Here is a 25,826-nt window from a genome sequence, read left to right as displayed (position 1 = left end):
GATACGTGATCAGCGTGGCAAGGTATTGCTCAGCCAGCGCTGGCGCATTTGCTCCAGACGTCCGTCGGCTCGCAGGGCGTCCAGTGCTTGCTGCCAGCGTGCGACCTGTTTCGGATCGGTCTGGCGGGAGAACGCGATGTAGGTGTCCCGCTTCATCAGCGGAATCTGATACAGAAGGCGCCCCGGCTCCATGCCTTGCTCGCGGGCGAGGGCGGCGCTGGACAGCGTGTCGGAGACGACGAAGTCGGTTCGCCCGAGACTGAACAGGCGCATCATCTGTTCCGGTGTTTCCACGCCGTAGAGATTGGTCAGATCCTGTTCCTGCAAATAGCTGTAGACCAGCCATTTGCGCGGCACGGTAATGCGGCCAAGGTGGTCCGCTTCACGCAGGCTGTGCACCCGTGGCTGAAAATTGTCGTGGGCATACAGCGCGGTTTCCACTTCGAGCAGCGGCCCGACCCATTGATAGCGCTCGTCGCGCACGTCGGTGCGCAGCACGGTAAATACCCCGGTGTCGGGAGTGTCGCTGGCCATGCGCAGGGCGCGCAGCAGCGGCACTTGTTGCAGATGAATGCGATCGCCGGTCTGTGCCGCCAGGGCTTGCACCACATCCACGCCATAACCGACCAGGCGGTCGCCCTGCATGAAGTGCAAGGGAGGATGGTAGTCGGTGAGCAGTTGCAGGTCTGCCGCATTGGCCGTCAGGGCCAGAAGAGACAACAGGCAGGCGGCAAAACGTTTCATGGATCGTCCCTGAAAATTCAATCGCCCAGCTTAGTACGTGCGTATGCAGGCTGTCGTGGGAAATCAGCGGGGCTTTTGTGTCAGAGAACAGGCTTTATCGGTAATTTATACATCGCACCGTTCAGGTTCTCGTAGAAATTATCTTGCGGTTCTTGTTTGAAATGAACACTTTGCAGAAATTTTTCAAGTTGTTCGAAATTCTGATTGTTCATGTTTTTTTTAGCACGAAACAAGTGTTGTTGAATGCTGTAAAAGCTGATTTCCATCAGTTCAAGTGCTTGCGAAAATACTCCAGCCTTTCCCCATTTGCTGATGATCTTACGTTTCTGGGCGTCACTTCTCTTTTGTTTTTTTAATGTTTGCCCGGCCAGTATCATCAGGAAGGATTTTGGACCGCCCTCGAGATCCGGTGCGAAGCCTTTCTTTATAAAGTGCGGTATGTGGTTGATGTCGCAATAGTCGTTAATGAACCGGTAATAAACCGACAATTCCAGCAGCATTTTTTTCAGCTCGTCGTAGCAGGGTTCAGGTAACGGGGCGATTTGCTGACACGCTTGAAGAATGAAGATAAAAAACATCCAGTATTGGTTTGAGCAACAAAACGATATTCGTCCAGTGTGGGTAAAGTGTTTCCCTCACTGATTTGCGTGTCCAGGCACTGACCAACGTGCAGAGCTTCCAGGCTTTCGAGTCCACTGCTGACCAGATCCAGACGATTCAAGGCACTCAGTCTTTGCAAGCCGTCGATGTACCCATACATACCGGAAACCAATGCCATGGCCACACCAAACTTCACCCAGACCGACGGTGCTCCGCGACGGATACGGTCCTGGTCAACGATGTCGTCGTGTACCAGGGACGCCGTATTGAAGCGTTCTACGCAATGACAGAGGGTCTGAGCCAGTTCGGGCTCTATGTGATAGAGCGCGGCCAGTGCATGCGTCAGGGCGGTCCTTACTCTCATACCGGCATGTTGCTCCTGATAGTCAAAAGGAGCGATCCAGTCCTGCTTCGCTGTCGCATACTGATGCAAGCTTGACGAGTACATGGCGGGAATCCTCAATGTAATTGACGAGATAAAGGCGTTAGTTGAATGAGGTTGAAGCATATTTAAATTTAGTGTGGCCACTTCATTTTGTCAGTGGCTTGAAAGAATGATTGGTTATTGGTTTTTTTCAATTGCGTTCTATGACAGGTCTTTAAATATGGCTGTCGAGGTCTGAAGATTATGGTTAGTTGAAAATTTGGTTGTCGGGGCTATTGTTTTTGTGGGCGGTTGACCTTTTCTGGCTCTGAAGATTCGGGTGCTTGTCGTTCACTTTTAAATAGGGTAAGGGAGTTCAGGTATGGAAGAACTCACGCTTGTCGACAATCAGGACAATGTCATTGGTCATGCAGAAAAAATGCATGTTCATCGCTGTGGACTCCTGCATCGGGCGTTTTCGATCTTCGTGTTCGACGAAGAAGGTCGCCTGCTGCTGCAGCGCAGAGCATTGGGGAAATATCATTCGCAAGGACTTTGGAGTAACACCTGCTGCGGGCATCCGCGCTACGGTGAAAACACTCTTGATGCCGCAGCGCGTCGGCTGAATGAGGAAATGGGACTGAAATGCGACGTGCTGACGGAAGTCCATGCTTTCATCTATCGAGCAGCTGTCACCAATCAACTGACAGAGCATGAGTACGATCACATTCTGGTGGGAATGAGTGCGTTTGATCCGGTAGCCAATCATGAGGAAGCGCTGGACTGGAAGTGGGTGACACTGAATGACCTTGAGCGGGATATGACCTCTCAGCCGTCCTCATACACCGCCTGGTTCCAGATGATCGTTCAGCAGCAGGGTATTGCCGGAATCAAGGCGTGGCGCGATGGCTTTTTGTGTGCTCTTGAACTAAACCAGCCACCCAACCTGCTGGCCCAGATCGATTCACCGAAGGATCTGCATCGTCTACACCGCGCCTCGCTTGCTGGATTGGCTGCACAGTTACGTGAATTTGTCTTGCAAAGCGTCGCGGCAACGGGTGGCCACTTATCGGCGAACCTTGGGACGATCGAGCTGACCATTGCCTTGCATTACGTTTTTGAGGCGCCTGTAGACCGAATTGTCTGGGATGTAGGACATCAGGCGTATGCGCACAAGATTCTGACGGGGCGTCGCAGGGCAATGTCTCGAATCAGGCAGTCGGGCGGAATTTCCGGCTTTCCTCGACGTCAGGAATCTGAATTCGATTGTTTCGGTACGGCGCATGCCAGCACGTCCTTGTCGGCAGCTCTGGGGATGGCCATCGCTACACGGTACAAGGGTGAATCGAGGCATTGTGTTGCGGTGATCGGTGATGGAGCCTTGAGCGGTGGGATCGCATTCGAAGCGTTGAACAATGCAGGCACGCACAGTCACCTGCCGTTTCTGGTCATTCTCAATGACAACAATATGTCCATATCGGCTCCGGTCGGGTCCTTGAGTGAGCATTTGCGTCTTTTGAGTCAGGATGGGCAATCGATTCCAACGTTTTTCCAGGCTCTGGGTTTCGAGTACACAGGACCGATCGACGGACATGATCTCGATCAGTTGATACCGGCGCTGCAAGCTTGTAAAAACCACCGAGGCCCGCAGTTGCTGCACGTCGTAACCGTTAAAGGCAACGGCTATCCGCCGGCGGCTCGTGACCCGGTGCTTTATCACGGGCCGGGCCGGTTTGATCCAGGGCGCGGAATCGAACCAGTCGTACCGGTGGCTCCCACCTACGCGGACGTCGTCGGGCAGTGGGTGTGCGAAGAAGCGGAAGCCGACTCGCGTGTCGTCGCTATTTCACCGGCCATGTGCGAGGGCTCGGGGCTGGTGACTTTTCAACGCAGATTTGCCGGTCGCTGTTTCGATGTCGGTATTGCGGAACAACACGCGTTGACATTTGCCGCTGGCCTGGCGGTGGAAGGGTTGAAGCCGGTGGTTGTGATCTATTCGACATTCTTGCAGCGTGCTTACGACCAATTGATTCACGATATTGCCATCCAGCACTTGCCCGTAGTGTTAGCCGTTGACCGGGCCGGCGTGGTAGGAGCGGACGGCGCCACGCACACAGGAGCGTTTGATATTGCTTATCTGCGTTGTGTCCCGGGTCTGGTGCTCATGGCTCCAGCTGACGAGAACGAATGCCGACAGATGCTGCATGCCGCTCTTATGCACGATGGGCCTTCAGCAGTGCGCTATCCGAGGGGGCAAACGGTGGGTGTTCCAAACAGGGAACCATTGACCGGAATGGCGTTGGGCCGGGCAGAGATGCGGAGATTATCGACTCGCTTGCACTGGCCCTATGTCGCCATCCTTGCTTTCGGTTCTGTTGTTGCCGCTTCACTTGAGGCTGCAACCGAACTGGATGCAACTCTGGCGAATATGCGATTCATCAAGCCGCTGGACCATTCACTGCTGGAGAAACTGGCTCGTGGTCACAATGTATTGGTGACTGTCGAGGAAGGTTGTATCAAAGGTGGTGCCGGTTCGGCGTGCCTTGAGTACCTGGCCAGTGTCGGATTGTCCCGTCCCACCTTGCAATTGGGTTTTGCAGACAACTTTGTCGAGCACGCGACACCCGAGCAAGCCCTTGAACAATGCGGGCTGGATGCAAAAGGTATTGCATCTTCGATCACAACATATCTTCAACAACTTCGTAACCGGGGCATCGTTTGTGAAGATCAGCAGGAAGGTGTCGGGAGGTGCTTGTGAATTATTCACTTCCACTACTGCTGCAAGGACTCGAGTTTGCACTGAGTCCAATGGCCGAGGATGCCGAGCAACATACGCGCCAGTGGCTCAGAGGGTTGGGGCTTGAGGTGACCCCCAAAGCCACACACCAACTTGACATTTATCTTCCGGGCAAATATGCCGGTTTCATGTGGCCTGATGCGGATCGAGAAGACTTGTACGTGCTCTCCGATCTGACCGGGTGGTTCAGTTGTCAGGACGATTTGGCCGACGAGGATCTGAGTCGGGCACCGGACGTACTGGAAAGCGTATTACGTAAGGTGCAGCGGATTGCGCGTGATAGCGCCCCTTCGAATTGTGAAGGGCTTGGCGGTGGCTTCAAGGACATCCTTGATCGTGCGGCGCGCTCGATGCCCGCCCTCTGGAGGGAGCGCACACTGGAGCAATACGCCAGTTATCTTTATCCCTGCCTGCATGCGGCTCACCACCGGATGGCCGGGACTCAGCCGACGGCCGAGGATTACGAAAGTGTCTGGCGCAATGCCGGTGGCTTTCAGGTGTGTTTCGAATTCACCTATTTCGTCTGTCGAGTGAACCTTCCTTCCACGGTTTATTACTCGGCGGTCTGGCAGACGCTGCGCAGGCTTTCCCTGAATCTGATGAAGGCGGTGAATGACCTGTTGTCATTTGCCATCATGGAAAATCCTGATGAAGACGTTTACAACCTTTTAACCCATCTTCGCCATCATCAAAGTCTCAGTCCCGATCAAGCGACCGAGGAAGTTCGCCAACGTATAGAACAGTGGGTGCATCAGTTCCACGACGTCCAGGCGCGTTTGCCTGAGGAACTGACCCGACTGGGCTGCGATGATGAGCTGTGCGAACAGGTGCAGAGATGCGCCGACGCACTCAGGGTGCAATGGCTGGGCAACATCGGTTGGCATCTGGCAGTACCTCGATATCGAGAGATACGGTTTCGGCCAGACGGATGAGTGTCATGAAAGCGTTGAAGACCTGACTTGTCAGGTCTTCAACGTCCGGATATTACGCAACCACGCGATAACACGGCACATACGCCGCGCCACCCGGCAGTTTCATCCGGTGCTGGGCGACGAAGGCTTTGAGCAGCAGATCGAGCGGTTGCATGATCGCGGCGTCGCCACGGATCTGGTACGGGCCGTGTTCTTCGATCAGGCGAATGCCCTTGTCCTTGACGTTGCCGGCTACGATCCCGGAGAACGCCCGGCGCAGGTTGGCCGCCAGTTCGTGCGGTGGCTGGTCGCGGTGCAGCTTGAGGTTGGCCATGTTTTCGTGGGTCGGGTCGAACGGGCGCTGGAAGCCCTCGTCGATCTTCAGCAACCAGTTGAAGTGGAAGGCGTCGTTGCGCTCGCGGCGGAACTGCTTGACCGCTTTGAGGCCTGCGTTCATTCGCCGTGCCACCTCGGCCGGGTCGTCGATGATGATTTCGTAATGCTTTTTCGCTTCCTCGCCGAGGGTGGCGCTAACGAAGGCGTCGAGTTGTTCCAGGTAGGGCGCGGCATGTTTCGGCCCGGTCAGGATGACCGGGAACGGCAGCCCTTCGTTGTCCGGGTGCATCAGGATGCCCAGCAGGTACAGGAACTCTTCGGCGGTGCCGGCGCCGCCCGGGAAGATGATGATGCCGTGGCCGACACGGACGAAGGCTTCCAGGCGTTTTTCGATGTCCGGCAGGATCACCAGCTCGTTGACGATCGGGTTCGGCGCTTCGGCGGCGATGATGCCCGGCTCGGTCAGGCCCAGGTAGCGACCGCCGTGAATACGTTGCTTGGCGTGGGCGATGGTGGCGCCTTTCATCGGGCCTTTCATCACGCCGGGGCCACAACCGGTGCAGATGTCGAGGCTGCGCAGGCCCAGTTCGTGGCCGACTTTCTTGGTGTATTTGTATTCTTCGGTGTTGATCGAGTGACCGCCCCAGCACACGACGATTTTCGGCTCGACGCCCGGACGCAGGGTGCGTGCGTTGCGCAACAGGTGGAAGACGTAATCGCTGATGCCCTGCGAGGTGGTCAGGTCGATGCTCAGGGCATCGAGTTCGTTTTCGGTGTAGACGATGTCGCGCAGGGCGCTGAACAGCATTTCCCGGGTACTGGCGATCATTTCGCCGTCGACGAAGGCATCGGCCGGGGCGTTCAGCAGTTCCAGGCGTACGCCGCGATCCTGTTGGTGGATGCGGATTTCGAAATCCTTGTAGGCTTCCAGAATGGTTTTTGCGTTGTCGACATGGGCGCCGGTGTTGAGGATGGCCAGGGCGCACTGGCGAAAGAGGGTGTAGGTGCTGCCGCTTCCGGCCTGGCTCAGTTGCTGTACTTCACGTTGGGAAAGGGTTTCCAGACTGCCTTTTGGGCTGACCGAGGCATTGATTACGTGTCGTTGGGTCATGCAGTGATCCTTAAAACGATGTCATTGCCAACCTGGCCAATGGCATCCGAATAGAGTGTATCCATGAATGAAGATGGCACGATCTGCGTGGTATCGCCATGTCCCCCGCTGGACGATGAAAAGATGAAAAGGAGCTCCAGCATAGCTAAATCCGCCTCAGAGGCGATAATGCGCCGGCCTCTTTTTATTTCAAGCCATGGAAGCCTGTCACGATGTTCGAGATTCAACCGATCGATGCCATCAGCTATCGCCAGCAGACCCGGCGCAGCACGCTGATTATTGCGGTGCTGTTCCTGGTGCTGGCGATGGCGTTTTCGGCCGTGGCGGTGGCGCTGTTCGGCGAGCCGGGCGGGGATAACCTGCGGTTCAATGTCGGTGGTGTCTTTGCTGCCTTCCTGCTGACGGCAGCGTTGTTGCGCGGACGTTTCTGGAACCAGACCTGGATGGCCCCTGCGGTTTACGGCTGGCGGCTCAAGCGCGCCCTGATGAGCGTCACCAATGTCATGCATCAGGTGACGGCAGCGGTCGAGAAGGACGATCCGGTGGCGATGAGCGTGCTGCGTTTCTATCACCTCGGCCTGACGCAAATGCATGAGCTGGACGGCAATTCCAGCGATCACGGGCAATTGCACCGGGAAATCGACGCGCACAAGGCGCGGATGGATATCCTCGGTCTGAACACCGATCAGATGCGCCTCGATCCGGCCTGGCTGGAAGCCTTGAAATCCCGCTAGAACGGAATACGCATAGCGCGACGCAGTCGCCATTGGCGGAGCAGGCGCCCGTACACCAGCAGGTTGATCGCCAGCACCACGCCTCCCAGCACAAGCTGAATCTGCGGAGTCAGTCCCGCCGGGTAGATGATCGGCCAGACGTAATGTTCGATGAAGCCGCCGGCATATCCGGTCTGGCCGGCGGCCAGGCGCATCAGGTTTTCCCAGTAGGTCAGCGGGCAGGTCAGGTGCAACACTTCAACCATCACGCCCCAGGTCGCGGCCGGCAGGTGCAGCCAGAAAAGTCGTGGCCATTTGAGCACCAGCAGCCCGCCAAACAGCACGAACAGAATGAACGACAGGTGAAACAGCACCAGCCCGTCGGCGGCAATTCGATACAGCATGTCGTCTCCCTGACACAGATGTGAATGGTTGCAATGGTACGCCGGTCGGCAGCTCGCGGCTGGAGGATTTCGTGCAACTGCGCAAGATTGTTCAAGCCAGGAAACGGCGTTTACTGGCAGAGTCCGGGGTCCTGTCTCATGGTTGAAGAGCGTTATGTCTGACTCATTAATGCCGCGCAGTGCTTTCCTTCGCGGAGCGGCGGCAATCATGCCGTTATCCCTGGCAACCGCACCCTGGGGGCTGCTGGCCGGCTCCATGGCGATCGAAGCCAACCTCACGCCGCTACAGGGGCAGGGCTTGTCCACCATCGTGTTTGCCGGTGCTGCGCAACTGGTGGCGATCGGCATGCTCAAGGGCGGCGCCGGGGTTTTCTCGATCCTGCTGACCACGCTGCTGCTGACGTCGCAGCATTTGCTCTACGGCATGAGCATGCGCCATGTGATTTCACCGTTGCCGGGGCGCTGGCGCATCGGCCTGGGTTTTTTGCTGACCGACGAACTGTTCGCGCTGACCAGCCAGCATGACCGTCAGCAGTTCAACCGCTGGTACGCCCTCGGCGTAGGGCTGACGTTCTACATCGCCTGGAACCTCTTCACCCTGGCCGGCATCGTGCTGGGCAGCAGCATTCCGGGCCTTGAGCACCTGGGGCTGGACTTCTCGATTGCCGCGACCTTCATCGCGCTGATCACGCCCGTGGTGCGCAATGTGCCGACGGTGGTCTGCGTGGCGGTTTCGCTGTTCTGCTCGGTGTTGTTCAGCTATTGGCAGTGGGGCTCGGCGCTGGTGCTGTCGGGGTTGGCCGGGATGATGGCCGGTTTTGTCTGCAACAAGTTGTATCGGGAGCGCGCATGATGGTCTGGGCAGTGATTTTCGGCATGGGGATTCTGGTGTTCCTCAACCGCTACGTATTTCTCGAACCGCGCTTGCCCGTGCGCCTGAGCAGCAATGCGCGGCAATTTCTGGGGTTCGCTGTGCCGGGCATGTTGACCGCTATTTGCGGGCCGATTGTGTTCATGCCTGACAGACAGCTGAATCTGCAGTGGGATAATCCCTATCTGCTGAGTTCGTTAGTGGCGATTGGGTTGGTGATCTACACGCGTAACACATTGCTCAGCATGCTATTGAGCATGGCGTTCTTCTTCCTTTTGCGCTGGTGGCTATAAGTTGCAGGTGTTCTACGCTTGAAAGATGACTTTCAGATAGCGAGATGAACATGGCAACCGAGCAGAAACGTCCTGAAGAAGATGAAGAACCGAGCGAAGAAGAGATCGAGCGGGAGAAACACAAGGAGCAGACCTGGAAGCACGACGACAGTCGCGAATTGTCCGATCGTGACCAGGAGCGACCACTCAAGCCGTGAAACGAAAAAGCCCCGCGAGTGCGGGGCTTTTCGTTTCATCAAAGATCGTCCAGCTGTGTGAAATCGGGATGTGCAGCCCGATAGCCCAAGGTCTTGTCGATCCAGGCATTGAGCTCGTTGACCATCACTGGCGGGTGGCAGGGATAGCTTTCGAGGGTGGTGCGCAGGATGCGGTCGATGTCGGGGACGTCACGCAGGTTTCGCGTCTTTATGTAGTGGCCGATAAAACAGTCGAGCTGAAAGCGTTCTGTCGTGGACAGATAGATACACTCCAGGCCATTGGCCTGTTTGATTGCAAAATCGTCGCGCAACTTAGTTCTCTGCAAGGCTTGTCAAGTTTGTAGGGTATTCCTGGTTCGTTGACTGTTCGGTCAACTGGTATGCCAATTAGGAAAGCGGCGCGCATGCTATCTGTAGTGCTACTAAATGTATGTATGACGATTGAAATGTCAGACGGGCGGTTGGTTTTAATCAAACGACTGATTCAATCACTGTCTCAAGAGTGAAACAGCGAATGTAACGAATGGTTTTCATTTGATCCGCTATCGAGTCTTGGTCTATTGGGTAAACGACCTGCCCTGAACAATATTTACGCAACGATTTCAATCAACTCAGCACCCTGATTGCGGGAGTTGCCGACAGCTTTGCCAACCTTGTGCCATTCGAACGCTTCGCTGCCCAACCCCTCGAACAGCAACATTTGCTCGGCACGCTCCAGAGGCGTGGCGGGGTCGAGCCATTCCCGCGCGCCCTCGGCGGACAACACGATGGGGCGGCGATCATGCAGATCGAGCAGACCGCCTGCGCTGTTGGCGGTGATGATCACGAAGCCGTCGTCTTCCCGTGGCTCTGATCCAGGCGTTGGAAACTGACCGATGGCGGCGCAGAACACCGGCTGATGATCGAATCGATGGATCAGCCAGGGTTGGCGGCTGTTGTCAGGCCCGTCGACCCACTCGAACCAGTTGTCGACCGGTACGATCAGGCGATGACGCCAGATCGCCCGAAAGAACGGGCCGTGGGCGACTTTCTCGACGCGGGCATTGATGGGGGCTGCACGATCCTTAGCCCAGTGCGGGCGCCAGCCCCAGCGCAGATTATCAGCGTACAGCCGTTGCTCGTGTTGATGCAGAACTGCCAGCAATGTACCGGGTGCTGCGTTGTAACGCGCCAGCGGCGGGTCGCCGACATGATTGATCAGCGCATCGGGAATGCTCAGTACTGCGACGAAGTCGTGAATGCCGCGGTACTGCGAGAGTCTTCCGCACATTGGCCGAACCTCCAGCGAACACTGCCTGAACGTTCAGCTTAGTTGTGCGTGTCAATCCTTGCCGCCCTGGCCGGTGAAGGTGTCGCGCCAGGCCAGCCAGCGGTGTTCGAGTATGGCGAGCAGGCTGTCGCTGAGTTTGCCCAACAGCGCCAGAACGATGATCGCCGCCAGCACGATGTCCGGACGGGAGGTTTCGCGCCCGTCGCTCAGCAGATAGCCCAGGCCTTTGGTCGCCGCGATCAGTTCGGCCGCCACCAGAAACATCCACGCCAGGCTCATGCCGCTGCGCAGCCCTGTGAACAGGCCGGGCAGGGCAGCGGGTAGCAAGATCCGACGCACCAGTTGCAAGCGACTGAAGCCATAAATGTGGCCGACTTCCACCAGTTTGCGGTCAATGTTGCGGATCGCCGCGACCACATTGACGTAGACGGGGAAGAACGCGCCGATGGCAATCAGGACGATTTTCGAGGTCTCGTCGATGCCCAGCCACAGCAGCAACAGTGGCACCCAGGCCAGACTGGGAATCGAGCGCAGCGCCGCAAAGGTCGGCTCCAGGTAGGCCTCGGCCTCACGGCTCAGGCCGACCCAGGCGGCAAACACCAAGGCCAGGCCTGCGCCGATGGCAAATCCGATCAGCACGCGGATCAGGCTGGCGCCGATGTGTTTCCACAGTGCGCCTCCGGCGAGTTCGGTGAGGGTCAGGGCGATTTCGCTCGGCGCAGGCATCTGATAGGACGGCAGCCAGCCAACGCGCACGATGATCTCCAGGGCGATCACGATCAGCATCGGCAGGGCCAGCCCTTTGGCGCGCCTGCGCCAGAGCGGATTCAACAGCCGGTATTGCAGGCGTGGCCGCGGCGCGGCGAGGCGGGCAGACAGGTCATTGCTCATGGAGGGGGCTCCGCTCACGGCCGATTCGCGACGCACGCGGATCGGTCGTGAGTCTGATCGGTTACTGGGTGGCGGCGACTTGCTGGAAGCCGGTGTCGATCAATTGATCGATGACCTGATCGACATTCACCCCTCGGCGCACCAGCTCTTCGGAGACCAGAATCGGCGCGGCGGCCTTCGATGCCAGTACGTCGGCGGCGGTGAGTTGCGGGCTGCTCAGGTCGGTGCGCGACAGTTGCAGCCTGGCCACGTCCAGCGGCAGGCCGGATTCGCTGGCGAGCAATCGGGCGAGTTCGTCCGGGTTCTTCACCGACCATTCGCGGGCCTGTTCGTAGGCCTTGATCACGGTATCGATGGTTTGCGGGTGTTCCTTGGCGTACTGCTCGGTGACGCTGACCACGCCGTAGCTGTTGAAGTCGCGATTGCGATATAGCAGGCGCGAACCGGCCTGTACCTCGCTGGCGGCCATGTGCGGATCCAGGCCGGCCCAGGCGTCGACGTCGCCTTTCTCCAGCGCGGTGCGGCCGTCCGGGTGCTGCAGATGCACCAGTTCCACGTCGTCTTTTTTCAGGCCGGCCTGCTGCAGGCTGCGCAGGGTGAACAGGTACGGGTCGGTGCCCTTGGTGGCGGCAATTTTTTTGCCTTTGAGGTCGGCGACGGTCTGGTACGGCGCGTCCTTGCGCACCACCAGCGCAGTCCACTCGGCGCGGCTGTAGACGTACACCGATTTGATCGGGCTGCCGTTGGCGCGGCTCAGCACCGCAGCGAGGCTGGCCGAGGAAGCGAAATCCACGCCGCCGCTGTTGAGGTATTCCAGCGAACGGTTGCTGCCTTGGCTGAGCACCCAACTGACCTTGGTCCGGGGAAGGGCCTTTTCCAGATAACCCAAATGTTTCAGCGCCAGGCTGACAGGGGAGTAATAGGCATAGTCCAGATGTACTTCAGCGGGCGGCGTTTCCGTCGCGTGGGCGAGCGGTTGCAGGCTCAAGGCCACAGCACAGGCCGCGAGCAGCGTTTTGATTCGGGAAAACGGTAAGCGGGATTTCATGGGCACGCTCCGGCAAGGCAACTGTTTCTTATGTCCAGAAAGATATTTTTATCGAATGCTTCCTGCATGAATGGAATATTGCAGGCTCTGTGCCATATACCTTGAATCCCGTGTTTGCGGGTTTTTGATGCGATGGGTGCGCTTTGAACTGTTGCAAGGAAAACACTGTGCCGTGCCACTGTTGCCAGGCCAACAGCGCTCATCGACCGTGCTGAGCTTATTCGTTAATAGAATTTCAAATGCGTTTTATAAGAGCGTTATGGTCTATGGAAATCTTCTTTTCAGGACTCGCCATGACGCTCTCCCGTTTCCTGCGTGCTGCGTTGACCAGCGCCTTGATTGCCTCGCCTCTGACTTACGCGGCCGAACCTGTCGTCCTGCACATCGGCGATCAGAATTACTACAACATCCGCGCCTCGGTAGAAGCGTCCGGCGTACTCAAGGACGCGCCTTACACTGTCGACTGGAAACACTTCCAGGCCGCCGCGCCGTTGGCCGAAGCGCTACAGACCGGCTCGCTGGATCTGGGCTTTCTCGGCGATTCGGGCTTTCTGTTTCTCGCCGCGAAACAGGCACCGGTGAAACTGATCGGTGTGTCGCGGCAGAACCCGGACACCATCGCTTTGTTGGTGCCCAAGGATTCGCCGGTAAAAACCATCGAGGATCTGAAGGGCAAGAAAGTCGCTTACTGGCCGGGTGCCTGGAGCCAGCAGTTGACCTTGCGCGCACTGGAGCAGAACGGGTTGCCGGAGAATTACGTCGACTTCGTCAAATTGATGCCAATCGACGCCGCTGCGGCATTACCTCAGGGCAGCATCGATGCTTTCCCGGTGTGGGAGCCGTACATTTCTCAGCAAATCGTGTTCTCAGGTGCGCGACCGATTCTGACCGCAAAAAACCTGATGCCGGGTTTGAGCGCCATCGCCGCTTCTGCACCGTCCATCGACAGCAAGCGTGATGCGATTGCCGATTTTCTCGGGCGCCTGAAACAAGCCAGGGCCTGGGTCGACAGTCACACTGACGAATACGCGGATCTGTGGGCGAAGAAAGCCAATCTCGACCAAGAGGTCTCACGGCACTGGTTGCGCCAGGCGCACATGACGGTCGGCCCGGTGGATCAGCAAGCTGCTGCCGATCTGCAGGGTACTGCGGACTTCCTGTTCAAGGTCAATGCGCTGCCGGCTCCGCTGAGCACGGCGGGTCTCATCGATACCTCGTTCCAGCAGGCACTGGCGCACTGAGCACCGGAACAAAACCCTGTTATCTTTATCCAACCTCGGCCCATTTCAGTGGGCCGCAGGGAGGCAGCAGCGGCGAGGGAGTTTTGCCAATCGACAACGTGACCGCAACGGTCGGGCTCAAGGCAAAACATGAAACACTGGTTCAAGCTTTTCTGCGCTGCCGCCATCCTCATCGGGCTGGCCGGTTGCATCGCCGCTCCTATCGAAATGACTGAGCAAACCCGCTCGCGACTGGATGCGCAGGCGCCGGTGAAATTTCTGCTGACCTTCGATGACGGTCCCAGCGCTTCGAGTTTCTACAACCCGACCGAAACCGTGCTCGACAGTCTGAAAGACAACCCGTTGCAGCCGGACATCAAAGCGGTATTTTTTGTCCAGACCCGTGCGCCGAGAGCCGGCAACAGTGAAATCGGCCGGCGGATCATGCATCGCGAACACGATGAAGGGCACATTCTCGGTTTCCACACGGCCACCCACTGGCACACCAATCATCGTTCGCTCGATCCACAGGAACTGGAAACCGCGCTGACCAACGGCACGGCAGACATCGCGGCGATCACCGGCGCGCCACCGGTGCTGTTGCGTCCGCCATTCTGGAATTACGACAAACGTACGTTTGCGGCATATCAGAAACACGGCTTGCATATGTTGCTCACCGATCTGAGTGCCAATGACGGCAAGATCTGGGGTTTCAATGCCAGCCCCAGGCGACGCGCCAACATGCTGCGGCAGTTGTCGGAGGTTCGCGAGCGAATCGCCCTGGGTGAGTTGCCGACGGTGGACGGTGTGATTCCGGTGGTCGTGACGTTCCATGACCTCAACCGCTATACCGCACGCCACGCCCGCGAGTATCTGCAGATTCTGCTCGACAGTGCAGCGGCCACCGGTGTGCGGCTGGCAGACAAACCCTTTTACGATGACCACGCGTTGCTGGAAAAAGCCGCGCTGGCGCGTACGGTGCAGAAGAGTTCGGACCCGGTACGCCTGCCGGGGATCTGGAACTGGATCTGGAATCGCGACGCCAACTGATAGCGACATCAAAGATGTGAAGCACTTGGCATTTTCCGCTCCGGCGATTCGCGCAGGCGGGGAGAAGCTCATCTATGCTCAATCGATCAACCGAACCATCGCCCGCGAGGCGTTCGTCATGCTTGCCATTGCCGACATTTGCCGCATCGTCGAGTCCGGCTTCTCGCCCTTGTATTGCGACTGCACCGAAACGGCGCAGGGTTTGTTGCAGATCAAGGTTTACGAGCCTGACACTGGCCGTGTCGATTTGCTGCTCAACGGGGTGTCGCCGGAACACCTGGTCACTATTCGTGACATTTCCAATTTCATCGGTGAGCTGCGCACTGAAATGAGTGCCGGGCGCCGGGCGTTTGCCGGCTGATTCAGAGGCGGCGCTGAAAGGCCCGGACGATCTGCCGGGTCGCGTCGCTGACACTCAGGTTCTGCACCGCGTCCAGCGGATGCCACAGGCAATCGACGATCTCGTTCTGTGGCCGTACTTCGTCAATATTCAGCACCGATGCTTCGTAGACGTGGTGGCGCGTGTCGCCTGACTCCACTTCCATCAGGTACAGCATGCCGTCGGCGAGCAGACCGGTTTCTTCCTCCAGTTCACGCACAGCAGCGTCAGCCCTGGTTTCCCCGGGCTCGACCTTGCCGCCGGGTAAATTCCAGCGGCATCGCGGTTTGCGCACCAGGAGAATGTGTCGATCCTGCTCGCAAATGATGGTGGCGCGTACTTTCATGGGTTACCCGATTACCGGCTGTCATTAAACAGTAATAAAAATGCAATATTCGGACCGCGCCTTGATTTAGAGGCGCCTGTGGCTTTCGAGCGACAGACAGGCGTAAAAGTGCCGGGTCGTTGACGCGAAGGCGGGGCGACGTCTGGTCGGCTTTCGGTAGCCAACCGGGTGTAAGGTAAAAAAGTGCAGTTGATCGATAGTCGACAGGAGGTGCCTATGAGCATGGCGATGCTGAACAAAATGCACATGAATGGCTACGACGTACTCCGTGTGAACAATGGCCCGTGGCGGGTCTGCACGCAGGGTGATCGACTGGCGTCTTTCGCCAGCCGGGAGGAAGCACTGGCGTATGCCGCTGCGCTTCCGGGTTACAGGAACCGCGCCGGAGGGCGCAAGTCGGGCTGAACGCCTGCAGTGAAAAAGCCCCGGATTGTCCGGGGCTTTTTGTTGGCGGGCCGAGAGTCAGTGGACTTTCGTTCGGCTGATGGCGCGGGCCTTCACTTCCCGGGCATAGAGCTGCAGGCGTTCTTCATCGCTTTGCAGGACCTCGCAGGACCTGAGCACTGTCTGCGCGTCCGCCTCGTTGCCGGATTTGCGCAACTGCTCGGCGATGCGCTTGAGGTCGACTGCCGACCATCTCAGGTCAGATGCCACACTTTGCAAGTCACGTTGAAGTTCATGTTCGTATTCATTGAGCCGCATGATCACCTCCGGAACATTCTCGGTAGAAAAGAGTAGCCGCTTTTTCGCAAGAGGTTGTACAGATGGACTGCAGGCGCCAACGGGATACCGCTGGTCGGAACAGGAGGGCGTCGATGAGAAGCGGTGCGGTTTTCGACAGGCAACACATTGCGCCACGATGGATGTTCAACCAGTAACAGGGTAAATTCGCGCTTTTTCAGATGAAGGATTCATTATGCGGATGTTGATCGGGGGCCTGCTGATGGCCGCGTTGGCCGGTTGTTCACTTCCGGCATCGCTGGTCCCGGGCGAGCCGAACCTCAGCAAGGTCAGCGGCAAGGCTCCCAAGGACTACGCCGCATGCGTGTTGCCATTGTGGCAGCAGGATATTCCCAAGACTTCGCAGGTCGCGATTTCCAACGGTTACCGGATCACGGCGCCAAGCATCGTCACCGCCGACGAGATTCTCGATATCGTCAAGTACAAGGATGGCAGCCGCGTGTCGCTGTACCAGGGGCCGCCGTGGGCCAAGTCCGGCTCGCTGCGCAAATCGGTACGCGATTGTCTTTGAGAGCCGCTATGCAGAAATGAAAAAGCAGAAACCGTAACAGCGGTTTCTGCTTTTTTTTCGCCATCACAAAAGGCTATGACCCAGATGTGCCTTTAGGTGCTGAATTTTTGTCGATAGCTTGCGCGAAGGTTAAATGGGTTGAATTCAATCCGGTTTCAGAGGGTTCATCATGACCGCCAGAGCGCCACAGCCAATGTCGCCGCACATCGCGCCTGTTCTATGGGCCAGATGGGAAACAGTTGGAAAAACCACTGATCAAGGGACCAAAGGCACCCCCCGAACATCGGTAAATCCATTCAGAGCGTCTGCACCAACCAATCCCGAAACGCCTTCAGCGACGCCAACGACTCATTGCGCGCCGGGTACACCAGGTAATAGCTGCGCCGACTGCTGATCGGTTCCCCCAGTTGCAGCAGCTCACCGTTGTGCAATTCATCCTCCACCAGAATTCTCGGCACCAGCCCGATACCGATATTGGCGCGCACGGCCTGGATCAGGTGCGACGTCATTTCAAAACTCGGGCCGATACGCATGCTGCGATGAGGCAGGGCGTGATGGCTGAACCATTCGGACCAGGCCTGGGCGTTGCTGCTGACGTTGAGCAGCAGTTGCCCGGCGATATCCTGGTCGGCAGCCAGACGTTCGGCGTCGGACAGCTGCGTGCTGGCGATCACCACCAGTTCTTCGGTGTGCAAGCGGTGGGCAGTCAGCCCCGGCCAGTCACCGCCGCCAACACAAATTGCCGCGTCGATTTCACTGGTGTCGAAGTCGATGGCTTCGATCCGCGAATGCAAATGCACGGTCATGCCCGGGTGCGCGGTGTAGAAGTCTTTCAAACGCGGCAGCAGCCATTTCGAACCGAAGGTCGGCAGTGTCGCCAGTCGCAGGCTGTGAATGCCCGAGCCGAACGCCATGGCCTGCAGGGTGGCGCTGCGGATCTGGCCGAGGGCTTCGGACAGTTCACGCTGGTACAGGCGTCCGACGTCGGTCAGGATCACCCGCCGGCCTTCACGGCTGAACAGGCGCATGCCGAGCATCTTTTCCAGAATCTGCACCTGACGACTGACCGCGCTCTGGGTCAGCGACAGTTCGTGGGCGGCGCGGGTGTAGCTTTCATGGCGTGCGGCGGCTTCAAACGCCAGCAGCAACGACATCGAGGGAGTGAGGGTTCGCGGATTCATTCGTTTTAGTCATGGATTGCGGGTCGATTTTACGGTTGTCCCGGCATCGCTCTGCAATGAACATAAGGTTTATGAGATGGCGGGAGCGTGACGCAATCATTCATTGCGCACAACTGTTCACCACCACACGGCCCGTTTTTGACCGAGATTGCACGCCCGATGATTGCCCCGCTGTCGCCTTCCACCGCGTTGAACACCGATTACCAACAGTTTCTCAAAGCCCTTGAAACCGATGGCTTTCGCGGCGAAATCAGCACCGACTACGCCAGCCGCGTGGTGCTGGCCACTGACAACTCCATTTATCAGCGTTTGCCGCAAGCGGCGGTATTCCCCCGTGATGCCGACGACGTGGCGCTGCTGGCGCGCCTGATCGCCGAGCCGGCTTACCAGAAAGTCGTGATCACGCCTCGTGGTGGCGGCACCGGCACCAACGGCCAGTCGCTGACTGACGGCATCGTCGTGGATCTGTCACGACATATGAACCGTATCCTCGAAATCAACGTTGAACAGCGTTGGGTGCGGGTGCAGGCCGGTGTGGTGAAGGATCAACTCAACGCCGCCCTGAAATCCGCCGGGCTGTTTTTCGCCCCGGAACTGTCGACGTCGAACCGCGCCACCGTTGGCGGCATGATCAACACCGATGCCAGCGGCCAGGGCAGTTGCACCTACGGCAAGACCCGCGACCATGTGCTGGAACTGCACATGATTTTGCGCGGTGGCGAGCGCTTGCACGGTCGTCCCCTGGAAGAAAGTGAACTGGCAGCGGAATGCGCCCGCGAGGGCCGTGCTGGCGAGGTGTACCGCTGTGCGCGGCAGATCATCGATGAGCAGGGCGAGTTGATCCGGGAAACCTTCCCCGACCTCAACCGCTGCCTGACCGGCTACGACCTGGCGCACCTGCGTGAGGCCGACAACCGTTTCAACCTCAACAGCGTGCTGTGCGGCGCTGAAGGTTCGCTGGGGTTTGTGGTCGAGGCCAAGCTCAACGTGCTGCCGATCCCCAGACACACGATGCTGGTGAACATCCGCTACAGCGGCTTCATGGATGCCCTGCGTGACGCCCGTGCATTGATGGCGCTAAAGCCGCTGTCGATCGAGACCGTGGACTCCAAAGTGCTGTTGCTGGCGATGCAGGATATCGTCTGGCACGGCGTTGCCGAATACTTTCCGGAAAACCCCGAGAGGCCGACGCTGGGGATCAACCTGGTGGAGTTCTGCGGGGACGACCCCGAGGAACTGCAAAGCCGGGTCGAGGCTTTCGTTCAGCATTTGGGCAACGATGCCACAGTCGAGCGATTGGGCCACACGCTGGCTGTCGGTCATGCGGCGGTGAACCGCGTTTATGGCATGCGCAAACGCGCAGTGGGGTTGCTCGGTAACGTTGCCGGTGAGGCGCGGCCACAGCCGTTTGTCGAAGACACCGCCGTGCCGCCACAACACCTGGCCGAGTACATCGCTGAACTTCGCGAGCTGCTCGACAGCCACAATCTGCAATACGGCATGTTCGGCCACGTCGATGCCGGCGTGCTGCACGTACGGCCGATTCTTGACATGAAGGACCCGCAACAAGCCGCGCTGGTGCGACCGGTGTCCGATGGCGTCGCCGCACTGACCCAGCGTTATGGCGGCCTGCTGTGGGGCGAACACGGCAAGGGCCTGCGCTCGGAATACGCGCCGGCCTTCTTCGGCGCGTTGTACCCGGCACTGCAAGCCTTGAAGGCGGCGTTCGATCCGTTCAACCAGTTCAATCCGGGCAAGATCGCCACACCGAATATTCCTGGCGCTGCACTACTGAAGATCGACGAAGTGACCCTGCGCGGCGAACTCGATCGGCAGATCGACGAGAAAGTCTGGCAGGACTACGGCGCGGCCATGCACTGCAACGGCAACGGCGCCTGCTACAACTTCGATCCAGACGATGCGATGTGCCCGTCGTGGAAAGCCACTCGCCAGCGTTCGCAGTCGCCAAAAGGCCGGGCTTCGCTGATTCGCGAATGGCTGCGATTGCAGGGCGAAGCGGGTGTCGATGTGTTGTCCGATGCCAGTCGCCGTCCGCCGTTTTTCAGCACGCTGTTGCAGCGTTGGCGTAACAGCCGTGCCCAGGAGCAAGACTTCTCCCACGAGGTGTACGACGCCATGGCCGGCTGCCTGGCGTGCAAGTCCTGTGCGGGGCAGTGCCCGGTGAAGGTCAACGTGCCGGACTTCCGTTCGCGGTTTCTGGAGCTGTATCACACGCGTTATCTGCGGCCGGCGCGGGATTACCTGATCGCTTCACTGGAATACACGATTCCTTACATGGCGCGGATTCCGTTTCTCTACAACGGTTTGATGGGCGCCTCTTTCAGCCGTCGCTTGCTTGAGCGTCTCGGCGGCATGGTCGATGTGCCGCTGCTCAGCCGTTTCGATTTCCACACGGCCATGCGCCGCTGGCAGGTTCAGCCGGCGTCGGTCGAGGTGCTTTCGGCGCTGACTCAGGCGCAACGCGAGCGCAGCGTGGTGCTGGTGCAGGATGCGTTCACCCGGTATTTCGAAGCCCCCTTGCTGGCGGATTTGATCGAGCTGATTTCGCGCCTGGGTTATCAGGTTTATCTGGCACCGTTCAGCGCCAACGGCAAGCCGCTGCATGTGCAGGGTTTCCTGTCGGCGTTCAATCGCGCGGCGTTGCGCAATGCCGGTCAACTTCGCGAACTGGCACAGACGGGCGTGCCGCTGGTAGGGCTCGATCCGGCGATGACGCTGGTTTATCGCCAGGAATACCTCAAGGTGCCTGGCATGGTGGATTGCCCTGAAGTGGCGCTGGTGCAGGAGTGGTTGCTGAAGGTCATGCCGCAACGGACGGACTCGCGAGAGGGTGAAAGCTTCCGCCTGCTCGCGCACTGCACCGAGAAGACCAACGCGCCCGCCGCGACCCGGCAATGGGAGCAAGTGTTCGAGCGCGTCGGTCTGAAACTGACGACCCAGGCCACCGGTTGCTGCGGAATGTCCGGCACCTACGGCCACGAAGCCCGCAACCGCGAAACTTCAGCGGTGATCTACGAGCAATCCTGGGCGAAGCAGATCAAGGCGCCGGAGGAGAAGGGCGAGGCGCTGGCCACCGGCTATTCCTGCCGCAGCCAGGTCAAGCGCCAGGCCGATCGACAGCTGCGTCATCCGTTGCAGGTCGTACTGGAAACCCTGCGTACAGCGTGATTTATGTTTGAGAATCGCTAGCGATTGGATCGGTTTTTCATGTTATAAGGTAACGCAAATTATGCGGCCGCTTTCGGGCGGCTGCATCGATCAACCTTTCGATTGCGATACCTCCATGACGAATGCGGTTCCCCGTTCTGCCCCCACGGCGACTGGCCGGTTGCTGTCCATTGATGCGCTGCGTGGCCTGGTCATTCTGTTCATGTTGCTGGACCACGTTCGCGAAACCTTTCTGCTGCATCGTCAGGTGTCCGATCCGATGGACATCGCCAGCACCGAGCCGGCGCTGTTCTTCAGCCGCACCCTGGCGCATCTGTGCGCGCCGGTGTTCGTGCTGCTGACCGGGTTGTCGGCGTGGCTGTTCGGCGAGAAGTACGACGGCAAGGCTGACGTCAGCGCCTTCCTGTTCAAGCGCGGACTGTTTCTGGTGGCGCTCGAGTTCACCCTGGTGAATTTTGCGTGGACGTTCCAGCTGCCGCCAACTGTGATCTACCTGCAAGTGATCTGGGCGATCGGCCTGAGCATGATCGCGCTGTCGCTGCTGGTCTGGCTGCCACGCTGGCTGCTGTTGACGCTGAGCCTGACGATCATCGCCGGGCACAATCTGCTTGACGGACTGCACTTCGGAACCGAATCGGCACTGCACCTGCCATGGGCGATCCTGCATGACCGCGGCTGGATCGAGGCGGGCGAGACGTTGCGTCTGCGCACTTCGTACCCGTTGTTGCCGTGGATCGGCGTGATCGGTCTGGGTTACGCGCTGGGGCCGTGGTTCGCTAGGGCTGCCGATGCAGGCGTGCGCCAGCGCCGTTTGTTGATCGGCGGCATCGCCGGGCTGCTGGGCTTTGTGGTGCTGCGACTGGTCAACGGTTATGGCGAGAAATACTGGGCCTTCGGTGACAGCGGTCTGCAAACCCTGATGAGTTTCTTCAACATCACCAAATACCCGCCGTCGCTGTTGTTCATCACGCTGACGGTGAGTGTGGGGCTGCTGCTGTTGCTGGTGTTCGAGCGTGCTCAGGATCGGCGCTGGATTCACTGGTTGACGGTGTTCGGTTCGGCGCCGATGTTTTTCTACCTGCTGCACTTGTATGCGCTAAAGGTGTTGTACCTGATTGGCGTTGCGCTGTTCGGGCTCAATCAGGGCACCTATTTCGGCTTTTCATCGGTGACGACGGTGTGGCTGGCGGCGATGGTACTGGCGGTCGCGTTGTTCCCGGCCGTGCGCTGGTTCTCGGGATTGAAGGCCCGGCGCCGCGACATTGCCTGGCTGAAGTATCTGTAGAGCGGCTCAGCCCGTTTTGCCTTCGCGGGCATTGCGGGCGAAGTCGATAAACGCCTTGAGCGGCGCGGGTACGTGGCGTCGGCTCGGGTAGTACAGGTGCAGGCCAGGGTAGTACGGACACCAGTCCGCCAGCACCTGCACCAGCCGCCCGCTCGCCAAGTGCTCTCGGGCCATGTCCTCGAACACATAGGCCAGTCCCAGGCCCTGCAACGCCGGGCCGATCATCAGGCTGACATCGCCCAGAGTCAGCGGGCCGTTGATCTCGATTTCCTGAACGATGCCGCCGCGTTCGAATTCCCAGCGATACAACGCGCCGCTGGGAAAGCGGTGACGGATGCAGGGCAGGGCGTGCAGATCCTCCGGCTTTTGCGGCGCGGCGTGCCATTCGAGAAACGCCGGTGAAGCGACCACCACCGAACGCAGATTCGGGCCGATCGGCAGCGACACCATGTCCGCTTCCAGCCGATTGCCGAACCGCACCCCGGCATCAAAACCGCCGGCGACGATATCCAGCAGCGCATCGCTTTCGACCACTTCCAGCCGAATGTCCGGATAGGCCTGCAGGAACGCCCCGGCAATCGGCAGCAGCACCAGCTCGCACGCCTGACGCCCGGCGGTGATGCGCAGGTTGCCGGAAGGTTTGTCGCGAAAGTGATTGAGGTCTTCGAGGGCGTCGTCGATGTCGCGAAACGCCGGTTTCAACCGCGCATACAAACGTTCCCCCGCCTCAGTCAGCGCAACGCTGCGGGTGGTGCGATTGAACAGCCTCACGCCGAGGCGATTCTCCAGCGCTCGCAATGAATGGCTCAGTGCTGAAGGTGTCAGGCCCAGATCCACCGCCGCACGACTGAAATTCAGATGCTGGGCGATGCAAAGAAAGATCGACAGATCCGCTGTAGACGGGTTTTTCATTTGTGAACACCTCTCACAAAGTCATGCAATTTTGTTGGGATTATCACATCAGTAGCACGGCCTTAAAGTCGACTCAACTCATCAAGAAGGCCCGGCAATCTCGCCAGGGTCACCGACAGGAGGAGTTGATATGCGTACCTGGCTGATTACCGGAGCTTCCCGTGGTTTTGGCACTCTTATCACCGAACAGGCCCTGCGTGCCGGTGATGCAGTGATTGCTACCGCCCGCAACCCGCAAGACATCACCGACCGTCTGGGCGATCACCCGAACCTGCTGACGGTGCGCCTCGATGTCACTCGCGAAGAAGAAGCCCACCAAGCGGTGGCAGAAGGCATCAAGCGCTTCGGCCGTATCGACGTGCTGATCAACAATGCCGGCTTCGGCGTGTTGGGCGCTGTCGAAGAAACCAGCGCCAGCGAAACCGAGCGCCTGTTCGCCACCAACGTGTTCGGCCTGCTCAACGTCACCCGCGCCGTGCTGCCGCACATGCGCGCCCAGCGCGGCGGACGGGTGATCAACATCTCGTCGATTGGCGGCTATCAGGCTTACATGGGCTGGGGCGTCTACGGCTCGACCAAGTTCGCGGTGGAAGGCATCAGCGAAGCCCTGCATCAGGAACTGGCGCCGCTGGGCATTCATGCAACAGTGGTCGAACCGGGCTTCTTCCGCACCGACTTCCTGGACGAGCAATCGCTGATCAAGACCGCGCTGGTACTGCCGGACTATGACGAAACCGTCGGCAAGATGCGCACGTTTGCCGAAGCGGCCAACCATGCGCAACCGGGTGATCCGCAGAAGTTTGCCGAAGCGATGCTGGCGCTGGTCAACGCGCCGAACCCGCCGCAACGGCTGGCGCTGGGCAGCGACACGATTGCGCGGATCGAAGCGAAGAACCGCTTGGTGGCGCAGGAACTGGCCGAGTGGAATGAGCTGGCGCTGTCTACGGATTTCAAGAACTGAAAGTGTCAGCGCAAAAAAAACCGGGCCTTGCCCGGTTTCTTTTTGCTTGCTGACTCAGCGGCGATCCAGCCACACCGTCTGCGCATTGCAGAACTCGCGCACGCCGAAGTGCGACAGCTCGCGGCCGAAACCGCTCTTCTTCACGCCGCCGAAGGTCACACGCGGGTCGCTGGCGGAGTAGCCGTTGATGAACACACCACCGGTTTCCAGTTCGCTGGTCAGTTGCTGGGCCAGGGCGACGTTGGCGGTGTAGATCGTTGCAGTCAGACCGAACTCGCTGTCGTTGGCCAGGGCCACCGCGTGGGCGCAGTCGCGGGCGGTGATGATCGAAGCCACGGGGCCGAACAATTCCTGCTTGAACGAAGTCATGCGGTCGGTGACGTCGGCCAGCACGGTCGGCTCATAGTAGTTGCCTGCGCCCTCGACCTTGGCGCCACCGAGCAGCAGGGTGGCGCCTTCTTCCAGGGTGTCGCGTACTTGTTGATCGAGTTCGTCGCGCAGGTCGAAACGGGCCATCGGGCCGATGTAGTTATCGGCGGACGACGGGTCGCCCATCTTCAACTGGCGGGTGGCTTCGACGAACTTGCGTGTGAACTCTTCAACCACGCCTTCTTCGATGATCAGACGTTTGGCCGCAGCGCAGACCTGGCCGGAGTTCTGGTAACGACCGATCACTGCCGCTTGCACAGCTTCGTCGATATCGGCGTCGTTGAGCACGATGAACGGATCGGAGCCGCCCAGTTCCAGCACGCACTTCTTCAGCGCGGCACCGGCCTGGGCGCCGATCGCCATGCCGGCGCGGACGCTGCCGGTCAGGGTCACGGCGGCGATACGCGGGTCTGCGATAGCCCGGGAAACGCCTTCCGGGGTGACGTTGATCACTTCAAACACACCATCGGCAAATCCGGCGCGCTTGAACGCATCGCGCAGCAGATAAGCGCTGCCCATCACGTTTGGCGCATGCTTGAGCACGTAGGTGTTGCCCGCGATCAGCGCCGGCACGGCACCGCGCAGCACTTGCCAGATCGGGAAGTTCCACGGCATTACGGCAAGGATCGGCCCCAGCGGGCGGTACTCGATCCGCGCCTTGCCGCCCTCGACCAGGGTCGGTTCGGCGTCGAGCATGGCCGGGCCGTGTTCGGCGTACCACTCGCAGAGCTTGGCGCATTTTTCGATTTCACCACGGGCCTGGGCAATCGGCTTGCCCATTTCCCGGGTGATCATGGTTGCCATGGCTTCGCTGCTGTCGCGCAGAGCACCGGCCAAAGCGGTCAGGGCACGGGAGCGGTCCTGCAGCGGCTTGCGTTTCCACTTGCCGAAACCGAACGCAGCACGGGTCAGCGCGGCGTCGAGGGCCTCGGCGGATTCAAAGGCGTAGTGGCCGATCTGCTCGCCGGTGGCGGGGTTGATCGAGATGGCGTGGGTCTGGCTGGAGATCGGGCTCATGGCATCGTCCTGCGAGTTCATCGGATGCGCTCAGAGTAGGGTGGTGTTCATTTTC

The 25,826-nt window shown here is 59.0% G+C and carries 28 protein-coding genes and 1 pseudogene; 15 read left to right on the top strand and 14 right to left on the bottom strand.

Going from position 1 to position 25,826, the window contains the following annotated elements; genetic code table 11:
- Positions 1 to 9: 9 nt before the first annotated feature.
- The 3 genes from NWV16_RS16190 to NWV16_RS16180 form a co-directional block, all read right to left on the bottom strand.
- A complete protein-coding gene (locus NWV16_RS16190) occupies positions 10 to 744 on the bottom strand; it encodes an ABC transporter substrate-binding protein (protein WP_260519869.1) in 735 nt (244 codons plus the stop codon).
- Between the two features lie 80 nt (positions 745 to 824).
- The gene (locus tag NWV16_RS16185) at positions 825 to 1,244 is read right to left on the bottom strand and encodes a hypothetical protein (protein WP_260519868.1); all 420 of its coding nucleotides are present in this window, start codon (positions 1,242 to 1,244) and stop codon (positions 825 to 827) included.
- Between the two features lie 5 nt (positions 1,245 to 1,249).
- Positions 1,250 to 1,792, bottom strand: a complete 543-nt coding sequence (locus NWV16_RS16180; RefSeq protein ID WP_260519867.1) for a polyprenyl synthetase family protein — start codon at positions 1,790 to 1,792, stop codon at positions 1,250 to 1,252.
- A gap of 298 nt (positions 1,793 to 2,090) precedes the next feature.
- Between NWV16_RS16180 and idi the strand changes: the two are divergent.
- The 3 genes and pseudogenes from idi to NWV16_RS16165 all read left to right on the top strand — a co-directional run.
- A pseudogene (gene idi, locus NWV16_RS16175) lies at positions 2,091 to 2,570 on the top strand (isopentenyl-diphosphate Delta-isomerase); the annotation flags it as partial.
- Positions 2,568 to 4,466: a 1-deoxy-D-xylulose-5-phosphate synthase gene (gene dxs / locus NWV16_RS16170; RefSeq protein WP_409519389.1), complete on the top strand. Its 1,899-nt coding sequence runs from the start codon at positions 2,568 to 2,570 to the stop codon at positions 4,464 to 4,466. The pseudogene idi and the gene dxs, both read left to right, overlap by 3 nt.
- Positions 4,463 to 5,437 (top strand): terpene synthase family protein, encoded by a 975-nt coding sequence (locus tag NWV16_RS16165; RefSeq protein WP_260519866.1) that lies wholly within the window; start codon positions 4,463 to 4,465, stop codon positions 5,435 to 5,437. The genes dxs and NWV16_RS16165 overlap by 4 nt, the downstream gene beginning before the upstream one ends.
- A 52-nt stretch (positions 5,438 to 5,489) precedes the next feature.
- Here NWV16_RS16165 and ppnN read toward each other — a convergent pair whose 3' ends face one another.
- Positions 5,490 to 6,863, bottom strand: a complete 1,374-nt coding sequence (gene ppnN / locus NWV16_RS16160; RefSeq protein ID WP_260519865.1) for a nucleotide 5'-monophosphate nucleosidase PpnN — start codon at positions 6,861 to 6,863, stop codon at positions 5,490 to 5,492.
- 212 nt (positions 6,864 to 7,075) lie between these two features.
- On the opposite strand from ppnN, the gene NWV16_RS16155 reads away from it, so the two are divergent.
- Complete coding sequence (locus tag NWV16_RS16155; RefSeq protein ID WP_260519864.1) at positions 7,076 to 7,597, top strand: DUF3087 domain-containing protein; 522 nt, start codon at positions 7,076 to 7,078, stop codon at positions 7,595 to 7,597.
- On the opposite strand, the gene NWV16_RS16150 is transcribed toward NWV16_RS16155, so the two are convergent.
- The gene (locus tag NWV16_RS16150; protein WP_260519863.1) at positions 7,594 to 7,980 is read right to left on the bottom strand and encodes a DUF2784 domain-containing protein; all 387 of its coding nucleotides are present in this window, start codon (positions 7,978 to 7,980) and stop codon (positions 7,594 to 7,596) included. The genes NWV16_RS16155 and NWV16_RS16150 overlap by 4 nt on opposite strands.
- Positions 7,981 to 8,134: 154 nt before the next feature.
- Between NWV16_RS16150 and NWV16_RS16145 the strand changes: the two genes are divergently transcribed.
- The 3 genes from NWV16_RS16145 to NWV16_RS16135 are packed head-to-tail and all read left to right on the top strand — an operon-like array spanning position 8,135 to position 9,341.
- A complete protein-coding gene (locus tag NWV16_RS16145) occupies positions 8,135 to 8,833 on the top strand; it encodes an AzlC family ABC transporter permease (RefSeq protein ID WP_260519862.1) in 699 nt (232 codons plus the stop codon).
- Entirely contained in the window at positions 8,833 to 9,144 is a 312-nt protein-coding gene (locus tag NWV16_RS16140; protein WP_260523542.1) for an AzlD domain-containing protein, read from the top strand. The genes NWV16_RS16145 and NWV16_RS16140 overlap by 1 nt, the downstream gene beginning before the upstream one ends.
- A gap of 50 nt (positions 9,145 to 9,194) precedes the next feature.
- Positions 9,195 to 9,341, top strand: a complete 147-nt coding sequence (locus NWV16_RS16135; protein WP_169430743.1) for a hypothetical protein — start codon at positions 9,195 to 9,197, stop codon at positions 9,339 to 9,341.
- Between the two features lie 38 nt (positions 9,342 to 9,379).
- Here the strand turns inward: NWV16_RS16135 and NWV16_RS16130 are convergent, their stop codons facing one another.
- The 4 genes from NWV16_RS16130 to NWV16_RS16115 all read right to left on the bottom strand — a co-directional run bounded on the left by NWV16_RS16130 (position 9,380) and on the right by NWV16_RS16115 (position 12,550).
- Entirely contained in the window at positions 9,380 to 9,652 is a 273-nt protein-coding gene (locus NWV16_RS16130) for a hypothetical protein (protein WP_260519861.1), read from the bottom strand.
- A gap of 278 nt (positions 9,653 to 9,930) precedes the next feature.
- Positions 9,931 to 10,611, bottom strand: a complete 681-nt coding sequence (locus NWV16_RS16125) for an SOS response-associated peptidase family protein (RefSeq protein WP_260519860.1) — start codon at positions 10,609 to 10,611, stop codon at positions 9,931 to 9,933.
- A 51-nt stretch (positions 10,612 to 10,662) separates the two neighbouring features.
- Positions 10,663 to 11,502: an ABC transporter permease gene (locus tag NWV16_RS16120; protein ID WP_260519859.1), complete on the bottom strand. Its 840-nt coding sequence runs from the start codon at positions 11,500 to 11,502 to the stop codon at positions 10,663 to 10,665.
- A 61-nt stretch (positions 11,503 to 11,563) separates the two neighbouring features.
- Positions 11,564 to 12,550 carry an aliphatic sulfonate ABC transporter substrate-binding protein gene (locus NWV16_RS16115; RefSeq protein WP_260519858.1) on the bottom strand — a complete coding sequence of 329 codons (987 nt, stop codon included), beginning with the start codon at positions 12,548 to 12,550 and terminating at the stop codon, positions 11,564 to 11,566.
- 293 nt (positions 12,551 to 12,843) lie between these two features.
- Between NWV16_RS16115 and NWV16_RS16110 the strand changes: the two genes are divergently transcribed.
- The 3 genes from NWV16_RS16110 (at position 12,844) to NWV16_RS16100 (ending at position 15,181) form a co-directional block, all read left to right on the top strand.
- Positions 12,844 to 13,791: an ABC transporter substrate-binding protein gene (locus NWV16_RS16110; RefSeq protein WP_260519857.1), complete on the top strand. Its 948-nt coding sequence runs from the start codon at positions 12,844 to 12,846 to the stop codon at positions 13,789 to 13,791.
- Between the two features lie 129 nt (positions 13,792 to 13,920).
- The gene (locus tag NWV16_RS16105; RefSeq protein ID WP_260519856.1) at positions 13,921 to 14,820 is read left to right on the top strand and encodes a polysaccharide deacetylase family protein; all 900 of its coding nucleotides are present in this window, start codon (positions 13,921 to 13,923) and stop codon (positions 14,818 to 14,820) included.
- Positions 14,821 to 14,938: 118 nt separating this feature from the next.
- Positions 14,939 to 15,181 carry a DUF1652 domain-containing protein gene (locus NWV16_RS16100; RefSeq protein WP_065259873.1) on the top strand — a complete coding sequence of 81 codons (243 nt, stop codon included), beginning with the start codon at positions 14,939 to 14,941 and terminating at the stop codon, positions 15,179 to 15,181.
- Between the two features lies 1 nt (position 15,182).
- On the opposite strand, the gene NWV16_RS16095 is transcribed toward NWV16_RS16100, so the two are convergent.
- A complete protein-coding gene (locus NWV16_RS16095) occupies positions 15,183 to 15,545 on the bottom strand; it encodes an NUDIX hydrolase (protein WP_260519855.1) in 363 nt (120 codons plus the stop codon).
- A 216-nt stretch (positions 15,546 to 15,761) separates the two neighbouring features.
- Here NWV16_RS16095 and NWV16_RS16090 point away from each other — a divergent pair, with 216 nt between their 5' ends.
- Positions 15,762 to 15,950, top strand: a complete 189-nt coding sequence (locus tag NWV16_RS16090) for a DUF2188 domain-containing protein (protein WP_260519854.1) — start codon at positions 15,762 to 15,764, stop codon at positions 15,948 to 15,950.
- 57 nt (positions 15,951 to 16,007) lie between these two features.
- Here NWV16_RS16090 and NWV16_RS16085 read toward each other — a convergent pair whose 3' ends face one another.
- The gene (locus NWV16_RS16085; RefSeq protein ID WP_065259780.1) at positions 16,008 to 16,247 is read right to left on the bottom strand and encodes a hypothetical protein; all 240 of its coding nucleotides are present in this window, start codon (positions 16,245 to 16,247) and stop codon (positions 16,008 to 16,010) included.
- A gap of 214 nt (positions 16,248 to 16,461) precedes the next feature.
- Between NWV16_RS16085 and NWV16_RS16080 the strand changes: the two genes are divergently transcribed.
- Positions 16,462 to 16,797, top strand: coding sequence for a hypothetical protein (locus NWV16_RS16080; protein WP_065259781.1), 336 nt, complete (start codon positions 16,462 to 16,464; stop codon positions 16,795 to 16,797).
- Between the two features lie 296 nt (positions 16,798 to 17,093).
- Here NWV16_RS16080 and NWV16_RS16075 read toward each other — a convergent pair whose 3' ends face one another.
- Entirely contained in the window at positions 17,094 to 17,978 is an 885-nt protein-coding gene (locus tag NWV16_RS16075; protein WP_260519853.1) for a LysR substrate-binding domain-containing protein, read from the bottom strand.
- A gap of 159 nt (positions 17,979 to 18,137) precedes the next feature.
- Here NWV16_RS16075 and NWV16_RS16070 point away from each other — a divergent pair, with 159 nt between their 5' ends.
- On the top strand, positions 18,138 to 21,167 hold the full coding sequence (locus NWV16_RS16070; protein ID WP_260523541.1) for an FAD-binding and (Fe-S)-binding domain-containing protein: 3,030 nt from the start codon (positions 18,138 to 18,140) through the stop codon (positions 21,165 to 21,167).
- A 115-nt stretch (positions 21,168 to 21,282) separates the two neighbouring features.
- Complete coding sequence (locus NWV16_RS16065) at positions 21,283 to 22,452, top strand: DUF1624 domain-containing protein (protein WP_260519852.1); 1,170 nt, start codon at positions 21,283 to 21,285, stop codon at positions 22,450 to 22,452.
- Between the two features lie 6 nt (positions 22,453 to 22,458).
- Here NWV16_RS16065 and NWV16_RS16060 read toward each other — a convergent pair whose 3' ends face one another.
- Entirely contained in the window at positions 22,459 to 23,364 is a 906-nt protein-coding gene (locus tag NWV16_RS16060; RefSeq protein ID WP_260519851.1) for a LysR family transcriptional regulator, read from the bottom strand.
- Positions 23,365 to 23,494: 130 nt separating this feature from the next.
- Here NWV16_RS16060 and NWV16_RS16055 point away from each other — a divergent pair, with 130 nt between their 5' ends.
- Positions 23,495 to 24,325 carry an oxidoreductase gene (locus NWV16_RS16055; RefSeq protein WP_260519850.1) on the top strand — a complete coding sequence of 277 codons (831 nt, stop codon included), beginning with the start codon at positions 23,495 to 23,497 and terminating at the stop codon, positions 24,323 to 24,325.
- Positions 24,326 to 24,379: 54 nt separating this feature from the next.
- On the opposite strand, the gene NWV16_RS16050 is transcribed toward NWV16_RS16055, so the two are convergent.
- Entirely contained in the window at positions 24,380 to 25,771 is a 1,392-nt protein-coding gene (locus NWV16_RS16050) for an aldehyde dehydrogenase family protein (RefSeq protein ID WP_260519849.1), read from the bottom strand.
- Between the last annotated feature and the right edge of the window lie 55 nt (positions 25,772 to 25,826).

The organism is Pseudomonas sp. BW7P1 (assembly GCF_024981055.1).
Taxonomy (GTDB): Bacteria; Pseudomonadota; Gammaproteobacteria; order Pseudomonadales; family Pseudomonadaceae; genus Aquipseudomonas; species Aquipseudomonas bananamidigenes.
Note: the sequence above shows the minus strand (reverse complement) of the source record. Positions and strands in the feature narration are given on the sequence as shown.

What these genes read in the sequence shown, in the direction of transcription:
- NWV16_RS16190 (WP_260519869.1), bottom strand. Translation starts at nt 744, where the DNA reads ATGAAACGTTTTGCCGCCTGCCTGTTGTCTCTTCTGGCCCTGACGGCC.
- NWV16_RS16185 (WP_260519868.1), bottom strand. Translation starts at nt 1,244, where the DNA reads ATGCTGCTGGAATTGTCGGTTTATTACCGGTTCATTAACGACTATTGC.
- NWV16_RS16180 (WP_260519867.1), bottom strand. Translation starts at nt 1,792, where the DNA reads ATGTACTCGTCAAGCTTGCATCAGTATGCGACAGCGAAGCAGGACTGG.
- dxs (WP_409519389.1), top strand. Translation starts at nt 2,568, where the DNA reads ATGATCGTTCAGCAGCAGGGTATTGCCGGAATCAAGGCGTGGCGCGAT.
- ppnN (WP_260519865.1), bottom strand. Translation starts at nt 6,863, where the DNA reads ATGACCCAACGACACGTAATCAATGCCTCGGTCAGCCCAAAAGGCAGT.
- NWV16_RS16155 (WP_260519864.1), top strand. Translation starts at nt 7,076, where the DNA reads ATGTTCGAGATTCAACCGATCGATGCCATCAGCTATCGCCAGCAGACC.
- NWV16_RS16150 (WP_260519863.1), bottom strand. Translation starts at nt 7,980, where the DNA reads ATGCTGTATCGAATTGCCGCCGACGGGCTGGTGCTGTTTCACCTGTCG.
- NWV16_RS16145 (WP_260519862.1), top strand. Translation starts at nt 8,135, where the DNA reads ATGTCTGACTCATTAATGCCGCGCAGTGCTTTCCTTCGCGGAGCGGCG.
- NWV16_RS16140 (WP_260523542.1), top strand. Translation starts at nt 8,833, where the DNA reads ATGGTCTGGGCAGTGATTTTCGGCATGGGGATTCTGGTGTTCCTCAAC.
- NWV16_RS16135 (WP_169430743.1), top strand. Translation starts at nt 9,195, where the DNA reads ATGGCAACCGAGCAGAAACGTCCTGAAGAAGATGAAGAACCGAGCGAA.
- NWV16_RS16125 (WP_260519860.1), bottom strand. Translation starts at nt 10,611, where the DNA reads ATGTGCGGAAGACTCTCGCAGTACCGCGGCATTCACGACTTCGTCGCA.
- NWV16_RS16120 (WP_260519859.1), bottom strand. Translation starts at nt 11,502, where the DNA reads ATGAGCAATGACCTGTCTGCCCGCCTCGCCGCGCCGCGGCCACGCCTG.
- NWV16_RS16115 (WP_260519858.1), bottom strand. Translation starts at nt 12,550, where the DNA reads ATGAAATCCCGCTTACCGTTTTCCCGAATCAAAACGCTGCTCGCGGCC.
- NWV16_RS16110 (WP_260519857.1), top strand. Translation starts at nt 12,844, where the DNA reads ATGACGCTCTCCCGTTTCCTGCGTGCTGCGTTGACCAGCGCCTTGATT.
- NWV16_RS16105 (WP_260519856.1), top strand. Translation starts at nt 13,921, where the DNA reads ATGAAACACTGGTTCAAGCTTTTCTGCGCTGCCGCCATCCTCATCGGG.
- NWV16_RS16100 (WP_065259873.1), top strand. Translation starts at nt 14,939, where the DNA reads ATGCTTGCCATTGCCGACATTTGCCGCATCGTCGAGTCCGGCTTCTCG.
- NWV16_RS16095 (WP_260519855.1), bottom strand. Translation starts at nt 15,545, where the DNA reads ATGAAAGTACGCGCCACCATCATTTGCGAGCAGGATCGACACATTCTC.
- NWV16_RS16090 (WP_260519854.1), top strand. Translation starts at nt 15,762, where the DNA reads ATGAGCATGGCGATGCTGAACAAAATGCACATGAATGGCTACGACGTA.
- NWV16_RS16085 (WP_065259780.1), bottom strand. Translation starts at nt 16,247, where the DNA reads ATGCGGCTCAATGAATACGAACATGAACTTCAACGTGACTTGCAAAGT.
- NWV16_RS16080 (WP_065259781.1), top strand. Translation starts at nt 16,462, where the DNA reads ATGCGGATGTTGATCGGGGGCCTGCTGATGGCCGCGTTGGCCGGTTGT.
- NWV16_RS16075 (WP_260519853.1), bottom strand. Translation starts at nt 17,978, where the DNA reads ATGAATCCGCGAACCCTCACTCCCTCGATGTCGTTGCTGCTGGCGTTT.
- NWV16_RS16070 (WP_260523541.1), top strand. Translation starts at nt 18,138, where the DNA reads ATGATTGCCCCGCTGTCGCCTTCCACCGCGTTGAACACCGATTACCAA.
- NWV16_RS16065 (WP_260519852.1), top strand. Translation starts at nt 21,283, where the DNA reads ATGACGAATGCGGTTCCCCGTTCTGCCCCCACGGCGACTGGCCGGTTG.
- NWV16_RS16060 (WP_260519851.1), bottom strand. Translation starts at nt 23,364, where the DNA reads ATGAAAAACCCGTCTACAGCGGATCTGTCGATCTTTCTTTGCATCGCC.
- NWV16_RS16055 (WP_260519850.1), top strand. Translation starts at nt 23,495, where the DNA reads ATGCGTACCTGGCTGATTACCGGAGCTTCCCGTGGTTTTGGCACTCTT.
- NWV16_RS16050 (WP_260519849.1), bottom strand. Translation starts at nt 25,771, where the DNA reads ATGAGCCCGATCTCCAGCCAGACCCACGCCATCTCGATCAACCCCGCC.